The organism is Streptomyces umbrinus, assembly GCF_030817415.1.
Classification (GTDB): domain Bacteria; phylum Actinomycetota; class Actinomycetes; order Streptomycetales; family Streptomycetaceae; genus Streptomyces; species Streptomyces umbrinus_A.
The window spans coordinates 7,511,369-7,528,946 of the sequence record NZ_JAUSZI010000002.1 but is presented as its reverse complement, the minus strand read 5'-3'; the positions used below and the strand labels follow the sequence as shown (position 1 = coordinate 7,528,946).

General features: G+C 69.7%; 19 protein-coding genes. 12 read left to right on the top strand and 7 right to left on the bottom strand.

The window, feature by feature from the left end:
- Positions 1-41: 41 nt before the first annotated feature.
- A complete protein-coding gene (locus QF035_RS33335) occupies positions 42-1,220 on the bottom strand; it encodes a dihydrodipicolinate synthase family protein (protein ID WP_307524143.1) in 1,179 nt (392 codons plus the stop codon).
- Positions 1,217-2,374, bottom strand: a complete 1,158-nt coding sequence (locus tag QF035_RS33330) for a Gfo/Idh/MocA family protein (RefSeq protein WP_307524141.1) — start codon at positions 2,372-2,374, stop codon at positions 1,217-1,219. The genes QF035_RS33335 and QF035_RS33330 overlap by 4 nt, the downstream gene beginning before the upstream one ends.
- Positions 2,375-2,703: 329 nt before the next feature.
- Here QF035_RS33330 and QF035_RS33325 point away from each other — a divergent pair, with 329 nt between their 5' ends.
- The 3 genes from QF035_RS33325 to QF035_RS33315 all read left to right on the top strand — a co-directional run bounded on the left by QF035_RS33325 (position 2,704) and on the right by QF035_RS33315 (position 6,182).
- A complete protein-coding gene (locus QF035_RS33325) occupies positions 2,704-3,756 on the top strand; it encodes a LacI family DNA-binding transcriptional regulator (protein ID WP_189838461.1) in 1,053 nt (350 codons plus the stop codon).
- A gap of 585 nt (positions 3,757-4,341) precedes the next feature.
- Complete coding sequence (locus tag QF035_RS33320; RefSeq protein ID WP_307524139.1) at positions 4,342-4,596, top strand: hypothetical protein; 255 nt, start codon at positions 4,342-4,344, stop codon at positions 4,594-4,596.
- Between the two features lie 359 nt (positions 4,597-4,955).
- Positions 4,956-6,182: an IS110 family transposase gene (locus tag QF035_RS33315; RefSeq protein ID WP_307523286.1), complete on the top strand. Its 1,227-nt coding sequence runs from the start codon at positions 4,956-4,958 to the stop codon at positions 6,180-6,182.
- A 150-nt stretch (positions 6,183-6,332) separates the two neighbouring features.
- Here the strand turns inward: QF035_RS33315 and QF035_RS33310 are convergent, their stop codons facing one another.
- Entirely contained in the window at positions 6,333-6,476 is a 144-nt protein-coding gene (locus QF035_RS33310) for a hypothetical protein (RefSeq protein WP_307524137.1), read from the bottom strand.
- A gap of 143 nt (positions 6,477-6,619) precedes the next feature.
- On the opposite strand from QF035_RS33310, the gene QF035_RS33305 reads away from it, so the two are divergent.
- From QF035_RS33305 to QF035_RS33290, 4 genes are all read left to right on the top strand, one after another.
- Positions 6,620-7,525, top strand: a complete 906-nt coding sequence (locus tag QF035_RS33305) for an NADP-dependent oxidoreductase (RefSeq protein WP_307524135.1) — start codon at positions 6,620-6,622, stop codon at positions 7,523-7,525.
- A 77-nt stretch (positions 7,526-7,602) separates the two neighbouring features.
- A complete protein-coding gene (locus QF035_RS33300; RefSeq protein ID WP_307524133.1) occupies positions 7,603-8,664 on the top strand; it encodes an alkene reductase in 1,062 nt (353 codons plus the stop codon).
- Positions 8,665-8,675: 11 nt separating this feature from the next.
- On the top strand, positions 8,676-9,155 hold the full coding sequence (locus QF035_RS33295; protein ID WP_307524132.1) for a MarR family winged helix-turn-helix transcriptional regulator: 480 nt from the start codon (positions 8,676-8,678) through the stop codon (positions 9,153-9,155).
- A gap of 406 nt (positions 9,156-9,561) precedes the next feature.
- Entirely contained in the window at positions 9,562-10,470 is a 909-nt protein-coding gene (locus tag QF035_RS33290) for an SDR family oxidoreductase (RefSeq protein WP_307524130.1), read from the top strand.
- Positions 10,471-10,565: 95 nt separating this feature from the next.
- On the opposite strand, the gene QF035_RS33285 is transcribed toward QF035_RS33290, so the two are convergent.
- Positions 10,566-11,402 (bottom strand): aldo/keto reductase, encoded by an 837-nt coding sequence (locus tag QF035_RS33285; protein ID WP_307524128.1) that lies wholly within the window; start codon positions 11,400-11,402, stop codon positions 10,566-10,568.
- 162 nt (positions 11,403-11,564) lie between these two features.
- On the opposite strand from QF035_RS33285, the gene QF035_RS33280 reads away from it, so the two are divergent.
- Positions 11,565-12,500 carry a bifunctional helix-turn-helix transcriptional regulator/GNAT family N-acetyltransferase gene (locus QF035_RS33280; protein WP_307524126.1) on the top strand — a complete coding sequence of 312 codons (936 nt, stop codon included), beginning with the start codon at positions 11,565-11,567 and terminating at the stop codon, positions 12,498-12,500.
- A 114-nt stretch (positions 12,501-12,614) separates the two neighbouring features.
- Here the strand turns inward: QF035_RS33280 and QF035_RS33275 are convergent, their stop codons facing one another.
- A complete protein-coding gene (locus QF035_RS33275; protein WP_307532059.1) occupies positions 12,615-12,818 on the bottom strand; it encodes a hypothetical protein in 204 nt (67 codons plus the stop codon).
- Between QF035_RS33275 and QF035_RS33270 the strand changes: the two genes are divergently transcribed.
- Positions 12,817-13,617, top strand: a complete 801-nt coding sequence (locus QF035_RS33270) for a sugar phosphate isomerase/epimerase family protein (RefSeq protein ID WP_307524124.1) — start codon at positions 12,817-12,819, stop codon at positions 13,615-13,617. The two genes, QF035_RS33275 and QF035_RS33270, sit on opposite strands and share 2 nt — an antisense overlap.
- 45 nt (positions 13,618-13,662) lie before the next feature.
- Here the strand turns inward: QF035_RS33270 and QF035_RS33265 are convergent, their stop codons facing one another.
- The gene (locus tag QF035_RS33265; RefSeq protein ID WP_307524123.1) at positions 13,663-14,019 is read right to left on the bottom strand and encodes an ATP-binding protein; all 357 of its coding nucleotides are present in this window, start codon (positions 14,017-14,019) and stop codon (positions 13,663-13,665) included.
- Positions 14,020-14,248: 229 nt separating this feature from the next.
- Between QF035_RS33265 and QF035_RS33260 the strand changes: the two genes are divergently transcribed.
- From QF035_RS33260 to QF035_RS33250, 3 genes are read left to right on the top strand one after another with little or no spacing between them, the layout of a single operon-like run.
- Positions 14,249-15,067 carry a helix-turn-helix domain-containing protein gene (locus QF035_RS33260; protein ID WP_307524121.1) on the top strand — a complete coding sequence of 273 codons (819 nt, stop codon included), beginning with the start codon at positions 14,249-14,251 and terminating at the stop codon, positions 15,065-15,067.
- On the top strand, positions 15,064-15,315 hold the full coding sequence (locus QF035_RS33255; protein ID WP_307524119.1) for a DUF397 domain-containing protein: 252 nt from the start codon (positions 15,064-15,066) through the stop codon (positions 15,313-15,315). The genes QF035_RS33260 and QF035_RS33255 overlap by 4 nt, the downstream gene beginning before the upstream one ends.
- On the top strand, positions 15,309-16,280 hold the full coding sequence (locus QF035_RS33250) for a hypothetical protein (RefSeq protein WP_307524117.1): 972 nt from the start codon (positions 15,309-15,311) through the stop codon (positions 16,278-16,280). Before QF035_RS33255 ends, QF035_RS33250 begins: the two co-directional genes overlap by 7 nt.
- 294 nt (positions 16,281-16,574) lie before the next feature.
- On the opposite strand, the gene QF035_RS33245 is transcribed toward QF035_RS33250, so the two are convergent.
- Positions 16,575-17,357, bottom strand: coding sequence for a tetratricopeptide repeat protein (locus QF035_RS33245; RefSeq protein WP_307524116.1), 783 nt, complete (start codon positions 17,355-17,357; stop codon positions 16,575-16,577).
- Positions 17,358-17,578 lie beyond the last annotated feature (221 nt).

Below are 17,578 nucleotides of genomic sequence, written 5' to 3'. Positions count from 1 at the left end.
CGCTGAGACTCGAAGCAACGGCTCGTGCTCACTGGTTCACCTCACACTCCCACTCCGTACAGAGAGAGCAGGTTCTTCATGCGTGCTTCCGCGAGGGCCGGGTCCGGGAACAGGCCCAGCCCGTCGGCGAGTTCGTACGCGCGGGCGAAGTGCGGGAGCGAGCGGGACGACTGGAGGCCGCCGACCATCGTGAAGTGCTCCTGGTGGCCCGCGAGCCAGGCCAGGAAGACCACGCCCGTCTTGTAGAAGCGGGTCGGGGTCTGGAAGAGGTGGCGGGACAACTCGACGGTGGGGTCGAGGAGTTCACGGAAGCCGCCCGTGTTGCCGGTGTCGAGGACCCGTACGGCCTCGGCGGCCAGGGGCCCCAGCGGGTCGAAGATGCCGAGCAGGGCATGGCTGAAGCCCTGGTCGTCGCCCGCGATCAGCTCGGGGTAGTTGAAGTCGTCGCCGGTGTAGCAGTGCACCCCGTCGGGGAGCTTGCGGCGCAGGTCGATCTCGCGCTGGGCGTCGAGGAGGGAGACCTTGATGCCGTCGACCTTGTCGGGGTGGGCGGCGATGACCTCCAGGAAGGTGTTGGTGGCGGCGTCGAGGTCGGTGCTGCCCCAGTAGCCTTCGAGCGCCGGGTCGAACATCGGGCCGAGCCAGTGCAGGACCACCGGCTCGGCGGCCTGGCGCAGCAGGTGGCCGTAGACCTCCAGGTAGTCCTCGGGCCCCTTGGCGATGGCGGCCAGCGCCCGCGAGGCCATGAGGATGGACCGCGAGCCGGATTCCTCGACGAGGGCCAGCTGCTCCTCGTACGCGGCCCGCACCTCGTCCAGGCTGTACGGGTAGCCGACCTCGGTGACCGGCAGCTGGTCGGTGCCGACGCCGCAGGCGATCAGGCCGCCGACCGCCTTGGCCTCGGCCGACGAGCGGCGGATCAGCTCGGCCGCGCCCGCCCAGTCGAGCCCCATCCCGCGCTGGGCGGTGTCCATCGCCTCCGCGACGCCGAGCCCGTGGGCCCACAGATGGCGGCGGAAGGCGAGGGTGGCGTCCCAGTCGACGGCGGCCGGGGAGTCGGGGGTGGTGTCGGCGTACGGGTCGGCGACCACGTGCGCCGCCGAGTAGACCGTACGGGAGGTGAAGGGGGCGCCGGTGGTGAGGGGCAGTGGTTCGGTGCGGGGGGTGTAGGCGCGCAACACGCCGTCTGCGTTGGGTAGTTGGATCTGCCCGTTCGTCACAGCGCGATCTCCGGTACGTCGAAGCGGCGGCCCTCGGCCGAGGACTTCAGGCCCAGTTCGGCGAGCTGGACGCCGCGGGCGCCGGCCAGCAGGTCCCAGTGGTAGGGCGCGTCGGCGTAGACGTGCTTGAGGAAGAGCTCCCACTGGGCCTTGAAGCCGTTGTCGAACTCGGCGTTGTCGGGGATCTCCTGCCACTGGTCGCGGAAGGAGTAGGTGGCGGGGATGTCGGGGTTCCAGACCGGCTTGGGTGTCGAACTGCGGTGCTGGACACGGCAGTTGCGCAGGCCCGCGACGGCCGAGCCCTCGGTGCCGTCGACCTGGAACTCGACGAGTTCGTCACGGTTGACGCGAACGGCCCAGGAGGAGTTGATCTGGGCGATCGCTCCGCCTTCGAGTTCGAAGACACCGTAGGCGGCGTCGTCGGCCGTGGCGTCGTACGGCTTGTCCTGCTCGTCCCAGCGCTGCGGGATGTGCGTGGCGGTCAGGGCCTGGACGGACTTCACGCGGCCGAACAGCTCGTGGAGTACGTACTCCCAGTGCGGGAACATGTCGACAACGATGCCACCGCCGTCCTCGGAGCGGTAATTCCAGGACGGGCGCTGGGCCGACTGCCAGTCGCCCTCGAAGACCCAGTAGCCGAACTCTCCGCGGATGGAGAGGATGCGGCCGAAGAAGCCGCCGTCGATGAGCCGCTTCAGCTTGAGCAGGCCCGGGAGGAAGAGCTTGTCCTGGACCACGCCGTGCTTGATGCCGGCGGCGGTGGCCAGGCGGGCCAGTTCCAGGGCGCCGTCCAGGCCCGTCGCGGTCGGCTTCTCGGTGTAGATGTGCTTGCCCGCGGCGATCGCCTTCTGGAGCGCCTCCTCGCGGGCCGAGGTGACCTGGGCGTCGAAGTAGATCTCGACGGTCGGGTCGGCGAGGACCGCGTCGACGTCCGTGGAGATGTTCGCCGGGTCCAGGCCGTGCTGCTCCGCGAGTGCCTTCAGGGCGTGCTCGCGGCGGCCGACGAGGACCGGCTCGGGCCACAGCACGGTGCCGTCGCCGAGGTCGAGACCGCCCTGTTCGCGCAGGGCGAGGATCGAGCGGACGAGGTGCTGGCGGTAGCCCATGCGCCCCGTCACACCGTTCATCGCGATGCGCACCGTCTTGCGTGTCACGTGATTCCCTTCGTACGCGTCCCGCGCCGCGTACGCCCCACAGGTGGACCCCGGTACGTCCGGTGCACCCTGGTGAACTGGTGAGCGTCACAGCAAGCGCTTTCTATATGTAGAGAAGCTAGCCTCTGAGGAGCGGTCTGGACAAGACCGTGACGGGGATGAGTTGTTCGAGGGGGCGAACAACTGGGGGGTTCGGCCTTAAGGTCTGCACGGAGCGGTGCGGTGTGCCCGTGCGGTGTGTGCACGTGCGCGTCGGGGCTTGGAGCGCCCGCGTGTGCAGGGGCTTGGACGAGACGTATGACGAGATGCGCGACCGGAGGACGACGAAGATGACGGTGACCCTGGCGGACGTGGCGGCCCGCGCGCAGGTCTCGCCCGCGACGGTGTCGCGCGTGCTGAACGGGAACTATCCCGTGGCCGCCTCCACCCGTGAGCGGGTGCTGCGGGCCGTGGACGAGCTGGATTATGTACTGAACGGCCCCGCGAGCGCGCTCGCCGCGGCGACGTCCGACCTGGTCGGGATTCTGGTGAACGACATCGCCGACCCGTTCTTCGGGATCATGGCGGGGGCGATCCAGGGGGAGATCGGGGGGCCGGGGGGTCGGGCCGGTGGGGAGCGGCTCGCTGTCGTGTGCAACACCGGGGGTTCCGCCGAGCGGGAGCTCACGTATCTCACGCTGCTTCAGCGTCAGCGGGCCGCGGCGGTCGTGCTGACCGGTGGGGCCGTGGAGAACACCGCGCATGCGGAGGCCGTGGCCACGAAGCTGCGCAAGCTTGCGGCCGCGGGGACGCGGGTCGTGCTGTGCGGGCGACCGCCCGCGCCGGCCGACACCGACGCGGTCGCTCTCACCTTCGACAACCGGGGTGGGGGGCGGCGGCTCACCGAGCATCTGATCGAGCTCGGGCATCGGCGGATGGGGTATATCGCGGGGCCCGAGGAGCGTACGACGACTCGGCATCGGCTGGAGGGGCATCGGGACGCGCTTGCCGCGCACGGCATCCCTGACGAGGCTTCGCGGACCGTGCATGGACGGTACGACCGGCGGGCCGGGTACGAGGCGACTCTTGAACTGCTGCGTCGTGATCCGGAGTTGACGGCTGTTGTCGCGGCGAACGACACGGTTGCGCTTGGGGCGTGTGCTGCTCTGCGGGACTCCGGGTTGCGGATTCCGGATGACGTGTCTGTCGTGGGGTTCGATGATCTTCCCTTCAGCATTGACGCGGTGCCTGCGTTGACGACTGTGCGGTTGCCGTTGGCGGAGGCGGGGACTCGGGCTGGGCGGATCGCGATGGGGCGGGAGGAGGCTCCGCCTGGGGGGATTGCCACGATTCGGGGGGAGTTGATGGTGCGGGGGTCTACGGGGGCGCCCAAGAACTCCTGAGGTTGGGGTGTTGGGTGCGGGTTGTGTGTGGCTGGTCGCGCAGTTCCCCGCGCCCCTGAAAGATGCGCCTGCCGTTTGTCGTCCGGTCGGGGCCGCGACGGGGCATCCGATCGCAGCTGTGTCATCCAGCGCCTACACGTTGCCCATCAGAGGTCGTGCTGCGATCGGAAACCCCGACACGACCCCTCAGGGAGGAGAGCGGCTGCCGGAGAGTGGGTGGTCATTTGAAGCCCTTCAGGGGCGCGGGGAGCTGCGCGCCCAGCCACGCTGCCGGAGGAGGACGTGCGGCTGATCGCCCGCCGTAAGCACTTCCATGGCGCACGCGTCATCAACTACCTGCGCCTGACCGGACGTCTCGCCCCCGACCGGCACTCGGATGCGGCCTTGGCCGGGGCCCGGCACCTCGCCGACACCGCCCCCCGTTCCGCGGCCCGCTCAACCGGTGGATCGACGTCCTGTGCGGCACGGCCCAATGACCCAGCCGGCCGCTCGCCCCGTCGACCATCTGCTCCTACCTGCGCCTGGCCGCGCCCCCGCTGCACACCTGGTACGAGGACGGCATCACCAATCTGCGGGCCGTCACCCGTGCCCACATTCGAGCAGGCCCTCGAACCGGTACAGGGAGAAGCCCCCAAGTCCCTGGCCACCGCCCTGCGCTCCCTGTTTCACGCCCTCAAACGCGAGAGACTCATCTTCCGCGACCCGGCCCGCGCTGTCTCCCTGACCACCGCCGTCGTGCTGCCGCGACCGCTGGCCGACGACATGCTGCGCGGCGCTCTCGGCTGCCTCCCCACGCCCGCGACCGGCTCAGCTTCGCGCTCGCCGCCGCGCACGCCCTGAGCGTCCACGACCAGCGCCATCTGCTGCTGGACGACCTCGGCCACAGCCGCGCCACCCTCCTCGTGCGCCGCACCGGCAAGCCCGTCCACACCCTCTACCTGGACGAACTCACCTACCGCCTAATGGGACCTGCCGGGTCGGAGAGACTCGGTGCCGTAGCCGCCAGCAGGTGAGCACTTTCGCCGCCGGAAGCAGTCGAGTTCTGGTGTCAGACCGTGCCCCTGCTGGTCGGCCGGGAGGCCAGACCGCTGATGGGGTGGCGTGCCCGCCGGGCAGTGGGGCGTGAGCACTGGATCCATTAGGCCGCGCGCCGCCTTCCGCGGGCTGCAGGAAGCGAAGTGCCGTGCAAGGAGGGAAAGTTGCTGCTGATCGGCGATGACTGGGCCGAAGACCATCATGACATCGAGGTCCAGGACGAGGCAGGCCGGAAACTCGCTGCGGCGAGGCTGCCGGAGGGCGTGCAGGGGATCGCGAAGCTGCACGAGCTCCTCGCGAAGCACGGTGGCAGGGACCTGGATCCGGCTGCGGTGGTGATGGGGATTGAGACTGACCGGGGCTCGTGGGTGCAGACCCTGATCGCCTCCGGCTACCAGGTCTACGCCATCAACCCGAGGCAGGTCGCCCGGTTCAAGGAGCGGTACGGCACGTCCGGCGCGAAGAGTGACAAGGGCGACGCGCACGCGCTCGCGGACATGGTCCGTATCGACCGGGACCAACTGCGGCCCGTCGCCGGCGACAGTGAGCAGGCCCAGGCCGTCAAGGTCGTCGCCCGTGCCCACCAGACCATGATCTGGGAACGTACCCGCACTTTCCAGCGTCTGCGCAGCACGCTGCGGGAGTACTTCCCCGCCGCCCTGTCCGCTTACGCAGACCTGGAGCTGACCAGCACGGACGCCCTGGAACTGCTGATCAAGGCGCCCACCCCCGCAGTCGGGGCGAAGCTGACGCGCACCCAGATCACCGCGGTCCTGGCCCGTCACCGCCGCCGCCACCGCGACGCGAAGGCCGCGACCATTCAGACCGCCCTGCGCGAGCCGCAGCTGGGCCTGCCCGAGCCCGTCACGGCCGCCTACGCGGCCACCGCCACCGCCCACGCACGGCTGATCATCGCGCTGAATGAGCAGATAGCCGCGCTGGAAGTACAGGTGAAGGCCCATTTTCTGGCGCACCCGGATGCTGAGATCTACCTCTCGATGCCCGGCATCGCAGAGATCACCGGCGCCCGGGTGCTCGCCGAGTTCGGAGACGACCCCAGCCGCTACGCGTCCGCGAAGGCCCGCAAGAACTACGCCGGCACCAGCCCCGTCACCCGGGCCTCCGGCAAGAGCCGCACCGTCCAGGCCCGTTACGTCCGCAACAACCGCCTCGCCGACGCCCTCCAGCGCCAGGCATTCGCAGCCCTGCGCGCCTCACCCGGCGCCCGCCACTACTACGACAAGCAACGCGCCCGCGAAACGGGTTACAACCCGGCCCTCCGCCAGGTCGGCAACCGCCTCGTCGGCATCCTCCACGGCTGCCTCAAAACCCGCACCCACTACGACGAAGCGACCGCCTGGTCACACCACACCCACACCCATGCCGCTTGACCTCAAACGACATGGGGTGTCTGACACGGCAGTGGCTGGCCGAACGCCACCGACGCCGGCCCACCACCAGACCAGCCGTCTGCGCGTGGACCGCATCCTCAACGAGGCCCAGCACACCGACGACCCCCTCCACCTCATCCGCCTCTTCGGTTACTTGGGCAGCGGATCAGGTCGACGAGCGGCGACCGAGGGGCTCTGGCCCTTGTTCTTGCCCGAGGTGATGACGAGTTTCTGGGCGATCTGCGGTACGGGCACACCCTGGCGGTCGCCGCGTTCGTTTACGTGGTCGGCCACACAAGTGGTCGGCGCACCCCGAAGCGAGCCGCAGTGGCTACCTTCACCCCCACGTCCGCAAATACTTGGCTAGCCACATGATTACTGTTACGTTGATTAGGTGGCCAGCCACACTTTTGGTGGCCAAAGGAAATGGAGTCATCATGGAAGCAATCGTTTTCGACCAGTTTGGCGGCCCGGACGTGCTGCACCAGGCGGACATCGAGGTCCCGCAGCCCGGCCCCGGGCAGATCCGCGTCCGCGTGAAGGCGGCCGGGCTGAACGCGCTGGACGGCAAGATCCGCTCCGGGGCCCTGGAGGCCGTGTTCCCCACGCCGCTGCCCTCCGTCCCCGGTCACGAACTCGCCGGGGTGGTGGACGCCCTCGGTGAGGGCGTGCAGGACGTGCAGGTGGGCGATGAGGTGCTGGGATGGTCGGACACCGGCTCGTACGCCCAGTACGCGCTGGCCACCACCGTGGCCCCCAAGCCCGCCGGCCTCGACTGGCAGCACGCGGTCGCGCTTCCGGTGGCCAGCGAGACGGCCGAGCGGGTCCTGAACCTTCTCGGCGTCACCGCCGGGGAGACCGTGCTGATGCACGGCGCGGCCGGAGGGGTCGGCACCCTGGCGGTCCAGGTCGCCACCGCCCGCGGAGCGCGTGTCATCGCCACCGCCGGCCCCGCCAACCAGGACTACCTCGCCTCGCTCGGCGCCACCGCGACCGTTTACGGCGAGGGCCTGGTCGAGCGGGTCCGGGCACTGGCCCCCGACGGCGTGGACGCGGTGTTCGACGTGGCCGGGAAGGGAGCCCTTGAGGACTCCATCGCCCTGCGGGGCGGCACCGAGCGCATCGTCACCATCGCCGACTTCCGCGCACACCAGCTCGGCATCACCTTCGCCAGCGGTGGCCAGGAACGCTCGGCCGCCCGTCTGGCCGCCCTGGCGCAGGATGCCGCGACCGGCAAGGTCGTCACCACCGTCACCGCCTACCCGCTCGATCAGGCCGCCACGGCTCAGCAGGTCAGCGATGCCGGGCATGTCCGGGGCAAGCTCGTCCTCACCGTCGACTGATCACGCCCGCCTCTCCTCCGCCACGCCCCTCGCTTTCCCGATGACCACCTGGCCATCACCGCACCGAAGGACCATTCATGCTGAATTCCCTGTGGACGCCGACCACCGTCGGTGACGTCTCTCTCCCGCACCGCCTGGTCATGGCCCCCATGACCCGTGACCGCTCCACCCCTGAAGGCGTGCCGACCGAGCTGAACGCCGAGTACTACGCCCAGCGGGCCTCGCACGCGCTCATCATCACCGAGGGAACCCAGCCCTCCGCAGACGGCCAGGGCTACCTCCTCACTCCCGGCATACACAATGACGAGCAGATCGCCGGGTGGCGCAAGGTCACCGACGCCGTGCACGCGGCCGACGGCCGGATCGTCATCCAGCTGATGCACACCGGACGCATCGCCCATCCCGACAACACCCCCCACGGGCGCCGGCCGGTCGCCCCTTCGGCGATCCGGCCGCAGGGCGCGATGTTCACCGCGTCCGGGCCCCAGGAGATGCCGGTCCCCCGTGCTCTGTCGACGCAGGAGGTCGCGGCGACCGTCGAGGACTTCCGCCGCGCCGCAGCGGCCGCCGTCGCGGCAGGCGCCGACGGCGTGGAGATCCACGCCGCCAACGGCTACCTGGTGCACCAGTTCCTGTCCGACAACACCAACCAGCGCACCGACCGCTACGGCGGCTCCCTCGACAACCGCATCCGCTTCGCCGTCGAGGTGGCCGCTGCCGTGGCCGACGAGATCGGTGCCGGCCGCACCGGCCTGCGCATCTCTCCCGGAAACCCCTACAACGACATCGCCGAGTCCGACACCGCCGAGCTGTATCCGGCGCTCCTGCGCGCCCTCAGCCCGCTCGGCCTTGCCTACCTCCACGTGATGCACGCGGGCGACGACTCGCTGCTGGGCACCCTGCGCGCGCTGTGGCCGACCACGCTGATCCTCAACCGGGCCGGTGCCGACCTGCCCACCCGCGCCAAGGACGTCGACAACGGCACGGCCGACCTTGTCGCCGTCGGCGCCCTCGCGCTCGCCAACCCGGACCTGGTCGAGCGGCTACGCTCTGACGCGCCGCTGAACACTCCCGACCCGGCGACCTTCTACGGCGGCGGAGTGGTCGGCTACACCGACTACCCCACCCACACCGTCTGAGGAACCCAACCATGCCCGCCCCCACACCTCGCCCCCCCACCACGGCCAGTGAGGGGCAGATGAGCTACGCGATCTACCAGCTCGCCCGCGCTCACCGCGCCCGCGCCGCCGCCATACTCCGCGAGATGGACCTGCATCCCGGACAGGAACTGCTGCTGATGCACCTCCTCGACCGGGACGGCCAGACCCAGTCCGAGCTGCTCGATAGCCTCGACGTGGACCACTCCACCATCTCCAAGGCACTGCGCCGCATGCAGGACGCCGGCCTGCTCGTCCGCGAGCCTGCCGAACACGACCGGCGCGTCATGGTCGTCCACCTCACCGACAAGGGCCGTGCCATGCGCGAGCCGATCGCAGCCATGTGGCGGGCCCTGGAGGAAACCTCCGCGCGGAACCTGTCGGCGCAGCAGGCAGAGTCCTTCGTCCGTATCGCCTATGCCATAGCCGACGCGATCAACAACCCCGCTCTTCCGCAGGAAGAGTCCGAGTAACTCCCCGACTGTCGGAAGAAGCCCGGCGAGTCGAGCCGACGGATGCCGCTGGCCCCCTTACGTCAGGGAGAACAAGGCTGAGCGGGGCCCCAGCGCCAGGGGCAAGCACGAGCTGTCCCGGTGCAGGCAGGCGGAACTCGTCCGGGGGAAGGGGCAACACCCCCAAGGGGATGTCGAGCTTTTCCCGGTCGTCGGCCGGCCGCACATCGAGGACGGGCGCATCACCCGCGTCCGGGTCGCCTTCGACCTACGCAAGCTCCCGCAGGCCGGCGGTGACCCGCGCCGCGGATCCGCCCACCACAGGCCCGCCCCCTGAGCGACCGGGCCGACGGCGCCCACGTCCGCAGGCACCACTGCCCCGCCGGCCCAATCCCCTCACTACTGACCTGATGAAAGTGAGACCCCCATGACCACCCCCCTTCCCGTCCTCGTCGTCGGCGCGACCGGCTCCCTCGGCGGCAAGGTCGTCGACGAACTGCTGGCACGCGGCAAGAACGTCCGCGCCCTGGTCCGGCCGACCACCGACGCGAGCAGGCTCGAAAGCCGGGGTGTCGAGATCGCCCGCGGCGACATGCTCGACCTCGACTCGCTCGTCGCCGCCATGAACGGCGCCGATGCCGTCATCACCACCGCTGCCGGCTACACCCGCGGCGGCAAGAACGCGCACGACATCGACACCGTCGGCAACGCCAACCTTGCCGAGGCCGCCCACCGCGCCGGCATCCGGCGCTTCGTCCTGACCAGCATCCTCACCAGCGACCAGACGCCCCACGTCCCGCACTTCTGGCACAAGAAGATCGCCGAGGACAAGCTCGAACAGCTCGGCGTCCCGTTCGTCGCACTGCGCCCGGGGGCGTTCCTCGACCAGATCGCGACGATGGCGGGCAACCCGATCGACAAGGGCCGCCTGATTTGGATCGGCAAGACCACCGTCCCGCTGACCTTCGTCCACACCTCCGATCTCGCGGCCTACCTGGCGGCCGCAGTCGACTCCGAGGCCGACAACGGTGAGCGCATCGACATCGGCTGGGACCGTCCGGTCACCATGCGCGAGATGGCCGACCTGATGGGCAACCGGGCCGGAAAGAAGATCAAGGTGTGGGCCGTACCTTCCGCCGTCGCCCGCACCGCAGGAGCCGTCGTCGGCCGCTTCATGCCTCTGGTCAAGGACATGGCCGCGATGTTCGGCTGGTTCGAGACCGGACGCTACGTCGCCGACCCCCGCCGCCAGGAGCAGCTGTTCGGCCCCGCCCCCACGGCCGAGGACGCTCTCGTCCGGTACACCGACGAGCTGCGCACCGCACAGCACCGGTGACAGGCCCGCGTCCCGTTCTCGCCACACGACGGCCTGACCAGGACGCCTCGGCCCTATCCCTCCTGGACCCGCGGAAGGAAACACTCTGCGGAGGACTACAGCGCGTCCAAGCGAGCCCGTTGGCCCGGGCTGAGGCGGAGCCCGCCCGCCGCCACGTTCTCCTCCAGGTGGGCGACCCTCGCCGTGCCCGGGATCGGCAGCATCACCGGTGAGTGGCCGAGGAGCCACGCCAGTACGACCTGCGTGGGCGTAGCGCCCAGTTCGGCCGCCACCGCCGCGATCTCCGCCGTGTCCCCCGACGACCCCCACGCCACGGTCCGCCACGGCAGGAAGGCGATCCCCGCCGCCGCGCAGGCATCCAGCACCGGCTCGTGCTCCCGGTCGAGCAGGTTGTAGCGGTTCTGGACGCTCGCGATGTCCACGACCTTCCGAGCCTGGTCGAGCTCCTCGACGGTGACCTCGGACAGCCCGATCCGCCCCACCTTGCCCGCGTCCCGAAGCTCCCGCAGCGCCCCGAGCTGGTCGGCGAGCGGGGTCGCCGGGTCGATGCGGTGCAGCTGCAGCAGTTCGATTCGCTCCATGCGGAGGCGGCGCAGGGCCTTGTCGACCTGGGCCCGCAGGACCTCCGGGCGGCCGTTCAGCTCCCACTCCCCCGAGGACTCCGACCGTTCGAGGCCGATCTTGGTGGTGACGAGCAGCCCGTCCGCGTATGGGTACAGCGCCTCGGCCAGGAGTTCCTCGTTGGCTCCCCCGCCGTACATGTAGGCGGTGTCGATCAGTGTCACTCCGAGGTCGACGGCCCGTCGGGCCACCGCGATTGCTGCCTCGCGGGCGTCGGCCGGCTCGGTGGGCAGGTGCATCGCCCCGAACCCGAGCCGGCCCACCTCCAGGTCCCCGCCGATACGGAACGTGCTCGATGTGGTCGTCGTCATCTACGAGTCTCCCCCTCGTTCGAACGGCCACGCTAACAGCGCACCCAGACCAACAAAACCCGTGCGCGTATCGGCCACAGCGGGCATAATCTCTGACTGAGTCAGCTATCCAGCCCGGTGTGTGAACCCCAAGGCAGGTGTCAAAGGCAGGTGCCGGACGTCATGACCATTCAAGAGATCCGTGCTTTCAACCGCTTCTACACGAACCTCATCGGCGCGCTCGACTACAGCCGCCAGCTCCACGCCCCGTACACGCTCACGGAGTCCCGCGTGCTGTACGAACTCGCCCACTCGCCCCGTACGGACGCGGCCGACCTCCGCGGTGAACTCTGTCTGGACTCCGGGTACCTGAGCCGCCTGCTCGCGAAGTTCGAGAAGGACGGGCTGATCGAGCGGGCTCCGTCGGAGAAGGACACCCGGCGGCGCCGGATCACGCTCACGGCCCGCGGCCGGGAGACCGCCGATCTGCTGAACGAGCGCTCGCGGGAGGCCGTCGGCTCGCTGCTCTCGACCGTGCCACCGGAGGATCGGTCCCGGCTCACCGACGCCATGCGGGACATCCGCGAGATTCTTTCGGACGCGAGCCGACGGCCGCCCCGTCGGGAGGACGTACTGCTGCGCGAGCCGGGGCCCGGCGACCTCGGCTGGGTCGTGCAGCGCAACGCCGCGCTCTACGCCTCCGAGTACGGCTTCAACACGGACTACGAGGGCCTGGTCGCCCGGATCGTCGCCGACTTCGCCGAGGACCACGACCCGCACCTGGAGCGCGTGTGGATCGCGGAGCTCGACGGTCGTCCGGTGGGCTGCGTGATGTGTGTACGGGACGAGGCACCCGGCGCCGCCCGGCTGCGCCTCCTGCTCGTCGAGCCGGACGCGCGCGGTCTCGGCATCGGCGATCAACTGGTGGGCGCCTGCGTCGAGTTCGCGCGCGGTGTCGGCTACCGGGAGATGGTCCTGTGGACGAATGACGTCCTGTCCGCTGCCCGTCGCATCTACCAACGCCACGGCTTCGTCCTCGTCGACGAGAAGCCCCACCGCTCCTTCGGCACCGACCTCAACGGCCAGGACTGGCGCCTGGACCTGCACGGCATGGGCTGACACACCTGGCCGGGCGGGGCGCCCCTCATGGGGCGCCCCATGAGGGGCGCGGGGAACTGCGCGACAAGCCCCCACCGGGCCCGCAGCCGACCCACTTACGGACCCCCGACGGAGTCACACGTGCGGGCGTCGCCCCTTCTCCTTCGCCCGTTCCAGGTGTTCCGCCGTGTCGTCCGGGAGGCGTGGTGCTCGCGGGCGGGAGTGGGAGAAGCGGAACGCGGAGGTGAGGTCGCCGAAGGTGTCGCCCGGAGTCGGCGTCCGGACCCGTCCGCCGCGCGGGAGTGACAGAAGACGAGCGGCGGGTACTGTCCGACTCATGAAGCTGGCCTTCTCCACCCTCGGCGTTCCCGGACTCCCGATCAGCGACGTGGTGCGCCTCGCCGCCACGCACGGCTATCACGGCGTCGAGCTGCGCGCGCATCCCGAGGAGCCGGTCCACCCCGGCATCGACCTAGCCGAACGGGCCGACGTGGCGGCCGAGTTCAAGGCCGCGGGCATCGAGATCCTCGGCCTCGCCGGGTACGCGCGCGTCGCGGCGCCGGGCGATGACGGCCCCGTGATCGCCGAGATCCGCGGCCTCCTCGAACTGGCCCGGGACCTCGGCGCCCCCTACATCCGCGTCTTCCCCGGCGGCGGCCCCGACCAGACCCCCGAGGAGGCCGACGCCACGGCCGCCCGGCGCCTGGGCACGGCCGCCGAGTACGCCGCCGACCTGGGCGTACGCATCCTTCTTGAGACCCACGACTCGCATCGCACGGGAGCCGACGCGATCCGCATCCTCGGCCTGGTCGGCCACCGCCAGGCCGGCGCCCTGTGGGACGTCATGCACACCTGGCTCGGCGGCGAACAGCCCCCGTCCACCTTCGCCGCGCTCTCCCCGCACCTCGGCTACATCCAGGTCAAGGACATCGCCTCCGCCGACGACACCACCCCGCTGCCGCTCGGCACGGGCGTCCTCCCCCTCACCGAGTGCGTCGAACTCCTCTCCCGCGAGGGCTGGGACGGCTGGCTGTGCTGGGAGTACGAGAAGCGGTGGTACGAGGCCGCGGCCCCACTTGAGGGGTTGCTGGGAGCCGGGCGGGAGCATCTGTCGCGGTTGCTGAACGAGTCGGCGTAGGGCGGCGCCGCCTCGACTGGCCCGTTGGGACGCCCATAGGGGTGCCTACCGTGTGAGCACCCTCGCCCATACCGTCTTGCCGATCACTCTGCCTCTGAGTTCCCAGCTCTCCGCCAGGGCCGCCACGAGGGGCAGGCCTCGACCCGACTCCGCCTCCAGGGACGGGACTTGGGGTTCCGGGAGGCGGGGCGACGCGTCGGAGACCTCCACCTCGACCGCCTTGTCGCCGTCGTAGGTGAGCGCCACCTCGAAGAAGCGGTCGGGTACGCGGGCGTGGCGTACCGCGTTCGTCGCCAGCTCCGACACGATCAGTTCGATCGCCTCCGCCGCGTCGGTCGGGATCCGCCATTCCGTGAGTACGGACCTGGCCCCTCGGCGGGCCTCCGGTACGGAGCGGGTCACCGGTGTGAGCCTGCGCCGCCATGTCCGGACTCGAAGGTCGCGGACGTCTCGGAAGTCTCGGAGGTTTACTCCGTCACTTTCTGTGTTCACATGAACACTGTCGGCCCTGGTGGCTACCGTCACCAGTGACCGAGCGTCGACGCCTCCGGTGGGCAACTGGGCTTGTGTGGGCGTTGATTGGCGTTGAGGCGTGTTGAGCACGGTGGCCGTGTGAAGGGGGAGGTTCGCGATGGCGCAACCCAAGAAGAACTCGTCGTCACCCGCCGCGCAGTATTTCGCGGAGGTACTGCGGATGCTGCGTACGAAGGCGGGGTTGTCGCAGAACGAGTTGGGCGAGCGGATGGCTTATACGGGGGCCGCGGTGAGCGCCGTCGAGACGTGCGCGAAGCCGGCGACCGATGAGTTCATCGAGGCCGCGGAGAAGGCGCTGGAGGCGGGTGGATTGATCGCGGCTGCGGCCAAGTATTTGCGGCTGGAGCGCTATCCGGCCCACTTTCAGGGGTTCGTTCAGCTTGAGCAGGAGGCGTTGAGCGTTTCCTCGTACTGCGTCGTGCTGATCGATGGGCTTCTGCAGACCCAGGAGTACGCACAGCGCCTGTTCGACCACGCCTTTCCCCCTCTGGAGGAGGACGAGGTCGATCGCCTGGTGGCAGCTCGGATGGAGCGCAGGGCTCTGTTCGACAGGAAGCCAATTGCGGTAACTAACGTCATCCTTGAGGAGTCGGCGCTACGACGGCTGATCGGAGGACCCGAGGTCATGCGCGCCCAGTACGAATACCTCATCACCTGCTCGGAGCGCCAGAACGTCACGCTGCAGGTCATGCCCTCCGCACGGGCGGGGCACGCGGGGCTCCCGGGTCCGATGAAGCTGATCGAAACACCGGAGCAGATCTCGCTCGTCTACTTGGAGGGGCAAGGCAACAGTTCGCTGGTTTCCAAGGCGGACGAGGTCGGCGTACTGGCTCGGCGATATGCGATGATCCGCTCGCAGGCCCTTGGGCCAGAGGAATCCGTAGGCGTAATCGAGCAGTTGGCGGGTGAGCTATGAGCGAGCTGACATGGTTCAAGAGCAGCTACAGCGACAACACCGGCGGTGATTGTGTCGAGGCCGCCTTCACTTGGCGCAAGAGCAGCTACAGCGACTCGGGCGGCGGTGATTGCGTAGAGGTGGCCACCACCTCCGCCATCCACATCCGTGATTCCAAAGACATCGCACGCCCCTCCCTCCGGGTCTCCCCCGTCGCCTGGCGTCTCTTCATAGCTGACGTAAGGACCGCCTCCCACCCCTCATGCTGATCCGCGAAGCCCTCCGCAACCTCCGCCTCACCTGGCGTCCCCTCTACCGGTTCACGCTCATCGTGACCGGCCTCGCCACCCTCGCGGGGAGCGCCATCGTGGGGGCCGGGTTCCTCCTGTCGTGGGGGACGTTCGAGGAGGTGCGGAGGAGTGCGGACCAGGATGTCGCCTACGAGGACCCCATCGCGGCGTACATCGACGGGACGATGGAGAACCTGCAACAGGTCGGCGCGGGCGTCACCGTGCTGCTGCTGGCCCTCGCCGCGGGCGTCGTCGCCGTGTTGCAGACCGCGTACACCGTGGCCTTCGAGCACACGTCGGAGGAGGGTCAACAGACCCTGACTGTACGTGAGTTGTGGGCGCGTATGCGTCCGCATGTCGGGGTCGCCTACTGGGTGCAGTGGCGGGTCTGGCTGCGCGTCGGAGCGGTGGGACTGCTGGCGCTCATGACCTCGGTCGTCGCGGACTCGGGGGAAGTGCCGGGTGTCGAGCGGACGTTGGTCGGTGAGACCGCGACCTGGCAGTACCGGCTCGTGGGCGGGGTCCTCCCGATCACCATCGCGGCGCTCGCCCTACTGGTGTACTTCCGCCACTGCGTGGCCACCGCCGCGCTGGTGACCGAGAACTCCTCGTCCAGGGCGGCGGTACGACGTGCCTGGGCGCTGACGAAGAGGGCGCCCTGGAAGACGTACGGCATCGGGTTGCTGCTCGCGGCCGCCGTCGTGCTCGCCTTCGTCGTGCTGCGGTACGCGGCGGGTCCCGTCGCGCACGTACTGGGCCTCGGCATGTTGTGGCTGAGCGACGACAACCCGTACATCACCGGGGTGCTGGTCCTGATCACGCCGACGGCGGTGGCCCTGCTCCTGCTGCCGCTGGTGGTCCTGCCGTTCGTGTGCTCGGTGGTCGCCGTGCTGTACCGGGATCTCAGCGCGAGGGAGCCTCGCGTCGCCACTCCGGTGGCGTGACACCGGCCTCGCCCCACAACGACCGCAATCGAGCGGCCCAAAACAGCACCACACCAACCTCGTTGTGCACTCCCGTGCCCACCCGTACCAATTTCCGGGAATCGGTGGATTCAGGGGAACCCATCCTCGCCACCCCCCGTCCAACCCGCATGCTGCCGGATGAGTCACCGCAGTGCGGTGTCGGCCTCGCTGCTGGCTGCGAACGCTGACTTACCCTCTCCGCCGCCTGCGGCCGGCAGCACGCCGTCATCGGCGCGCCCCCCTCCAACAGCGCCGATGGCGGCCCCTCTTGCGTCAGGCGCTCCGTACGTGGGTCAGCAGCTGCCGGACGTGCCGGGTCGCGGGGTGGTCAGGCCCCAGGTGGCGTTCGCTGTCGGTCAGGGTGTGCGCGAACAACTGCGCGCCCATCTCCCCGTTGCCCGCCGTGTGGTGGGTGTAGGCGAGGTTGCCGCGGGAGAGGAGCGTGTACGGGTGGCCGGGGCCCAGCGTGCGTTCGCGGTCGGTCAGGGTCCGCTCGTGGAGGGGGATGGCCTGGGCCGGTGCGTCTGTGAGTTCGTGGGCTCGGGCGAGGTTGTCCCGGCATTGCAGGGTGCGCAGGTCGTCCGGGCCGAGGACACGCTCACGGCCGGTCAGGGCGTCTTCGTAGAGCGGGATTGCGCGGGCCGGGTCGCCGGCTGCCTCGTGGCCGCCCGCGAGGTTGTTCCGGAAGGTGAGGGTGTCGGGGTGGTCGGGCCCCAGGACGCGTTCCCCGTCGGCCAGGATCTGTTCGAACAGCCGCACTGCGCGATCCGGGTGCCCCGCCTGCTGACAGGCACCGCCGACGTTCGTACGGGCGAGCAGGGTGTCGGGGTGGTCGGGGCCCAGCGTGCGTTCCCGGTCGGCCAGGATCCGCTCGGACTCCGACACCTCGTCGTCGGCGGATGGTGGCTCCTCCACCGGGCGGTCCCCCACCGGCCGGTCCCTGTCCGCCGGGAGGGTCGGTAACCCCTCCGCCGACGGGCCCTCCGCGGCCCTTTGCAGTTCCTCGCGAAGCGCGTCCATGGTCTCGGCACATCCCGTGCGTGGCACTCCGGACATGGCATCGTCCCCTCGTCTGCCGGTCTTCTGCCGCTCGTCTGCCCTTCGTCTGCCGCCCGTTCAAGCGTACGGCGATCGGCCCAGGGCACCCTCTCCGGAAGGGCTCGGGCGGGGTGTATCCGCCGTGTCGGCTGCCCGTGCTATTGACTGGCAGAAATTTCCCGGATATCCGTGACTCCTTGGAAGTTTCCTTCATACTCGCCCCTCCACGGGCCCTTCGG

Bases quoted from the DNA above. Each gene is read 5' to 3' on its own strand.
- QF035_RS33325 (WP_189838461.1), top strand. From the start codon at position 2,704: ATGACGGTGACCCTGGCGGACGTGGCGGCCCGCGCGCAGGTCTCGCCC.
- QF035_RS33305 (WP_307524135.1), top strand. From the start codon at position 6,620: ATGGAAGCAATCGTTTTCGACCAGTTTGGCGGCCCGGACGTGCTGCAC.
- QF035_RS33300 (WP_307524133.1), top strand. From the start codon at position 7,603: ATGCTGAATTCCCTGTGGACGCCGACCACCGTCGGTGACGTCTCTCTC.
- QF035_RS33295 (WP_307524132.1), top strand. From the start codon at position 8,676: ATGCCCGCCCCCACACCTCGCCCCCCCACCACGGCCAGTGAGGGGCAG.
- QF035_RS33290 (WP_307524130.1), top strand. From the start codon at position 9,562: ATGACCACCCCCCTTCCCGTCCTCGTCGTCGGCGCGACCGGCTCCCTC.
- QF035_RS33285 (WP_307524128.1), bottom strand. From the start codon at position 11,402: ATGACGACGACCACATCGAGCACGTTCCGTATCGGCGGGGACCTGGAG.
- QF035_RS33280 (WP_307524126.1), top strand. From the start codon at position 11,565: ATGACCATTCAAGAGATCCGTGCTTTCAACCGCTTCTACACGAACCTC.
- QF035_RS33270 (WP_307524124.1), top strand. From the start codon at position 12,817: ATGAAGCTGGCCTTCTCCACCCTCGGCGTTCCCGGACTCCCGATCAGC.
- QF035_RS33275 (WP_307532059.1), bottom strand. From the start codon at position 12,818: ATGAGTCGGACAGTACCCGCCGCTCGTCTTCTGTCACTCCCGCGCGGC.
- QF035_RS33260 (WP_307524121.1), top strand. From the start codon at position 14,249: ATGGCGCAACCCAAGAAGAACTCGTCGTCACCCGCCGCGCAGTATTTC.
- QF035_RS33255 (WP_307524119.1), top strand. From the start codon at position 15,064: ATGAGCGAGCTGACATGGTTCAAGAGCAGCTACAGCGACAACACCGGC.
- QF035_RS33250 (WP_307524117.1), top strand. From the start codon at position 15,309: ATGCTGATCCGCGAAGCCCTCCGCAACCTCCGCCTCACCTGGCGTCCC.
- QF035_RS33245 (WP_307524116.1), bottom strand. From the start codon at position 17,357: ATGTCCGGAGTGCCACGCACGGGATGTGCCGAGACCATGGACGCGCTT.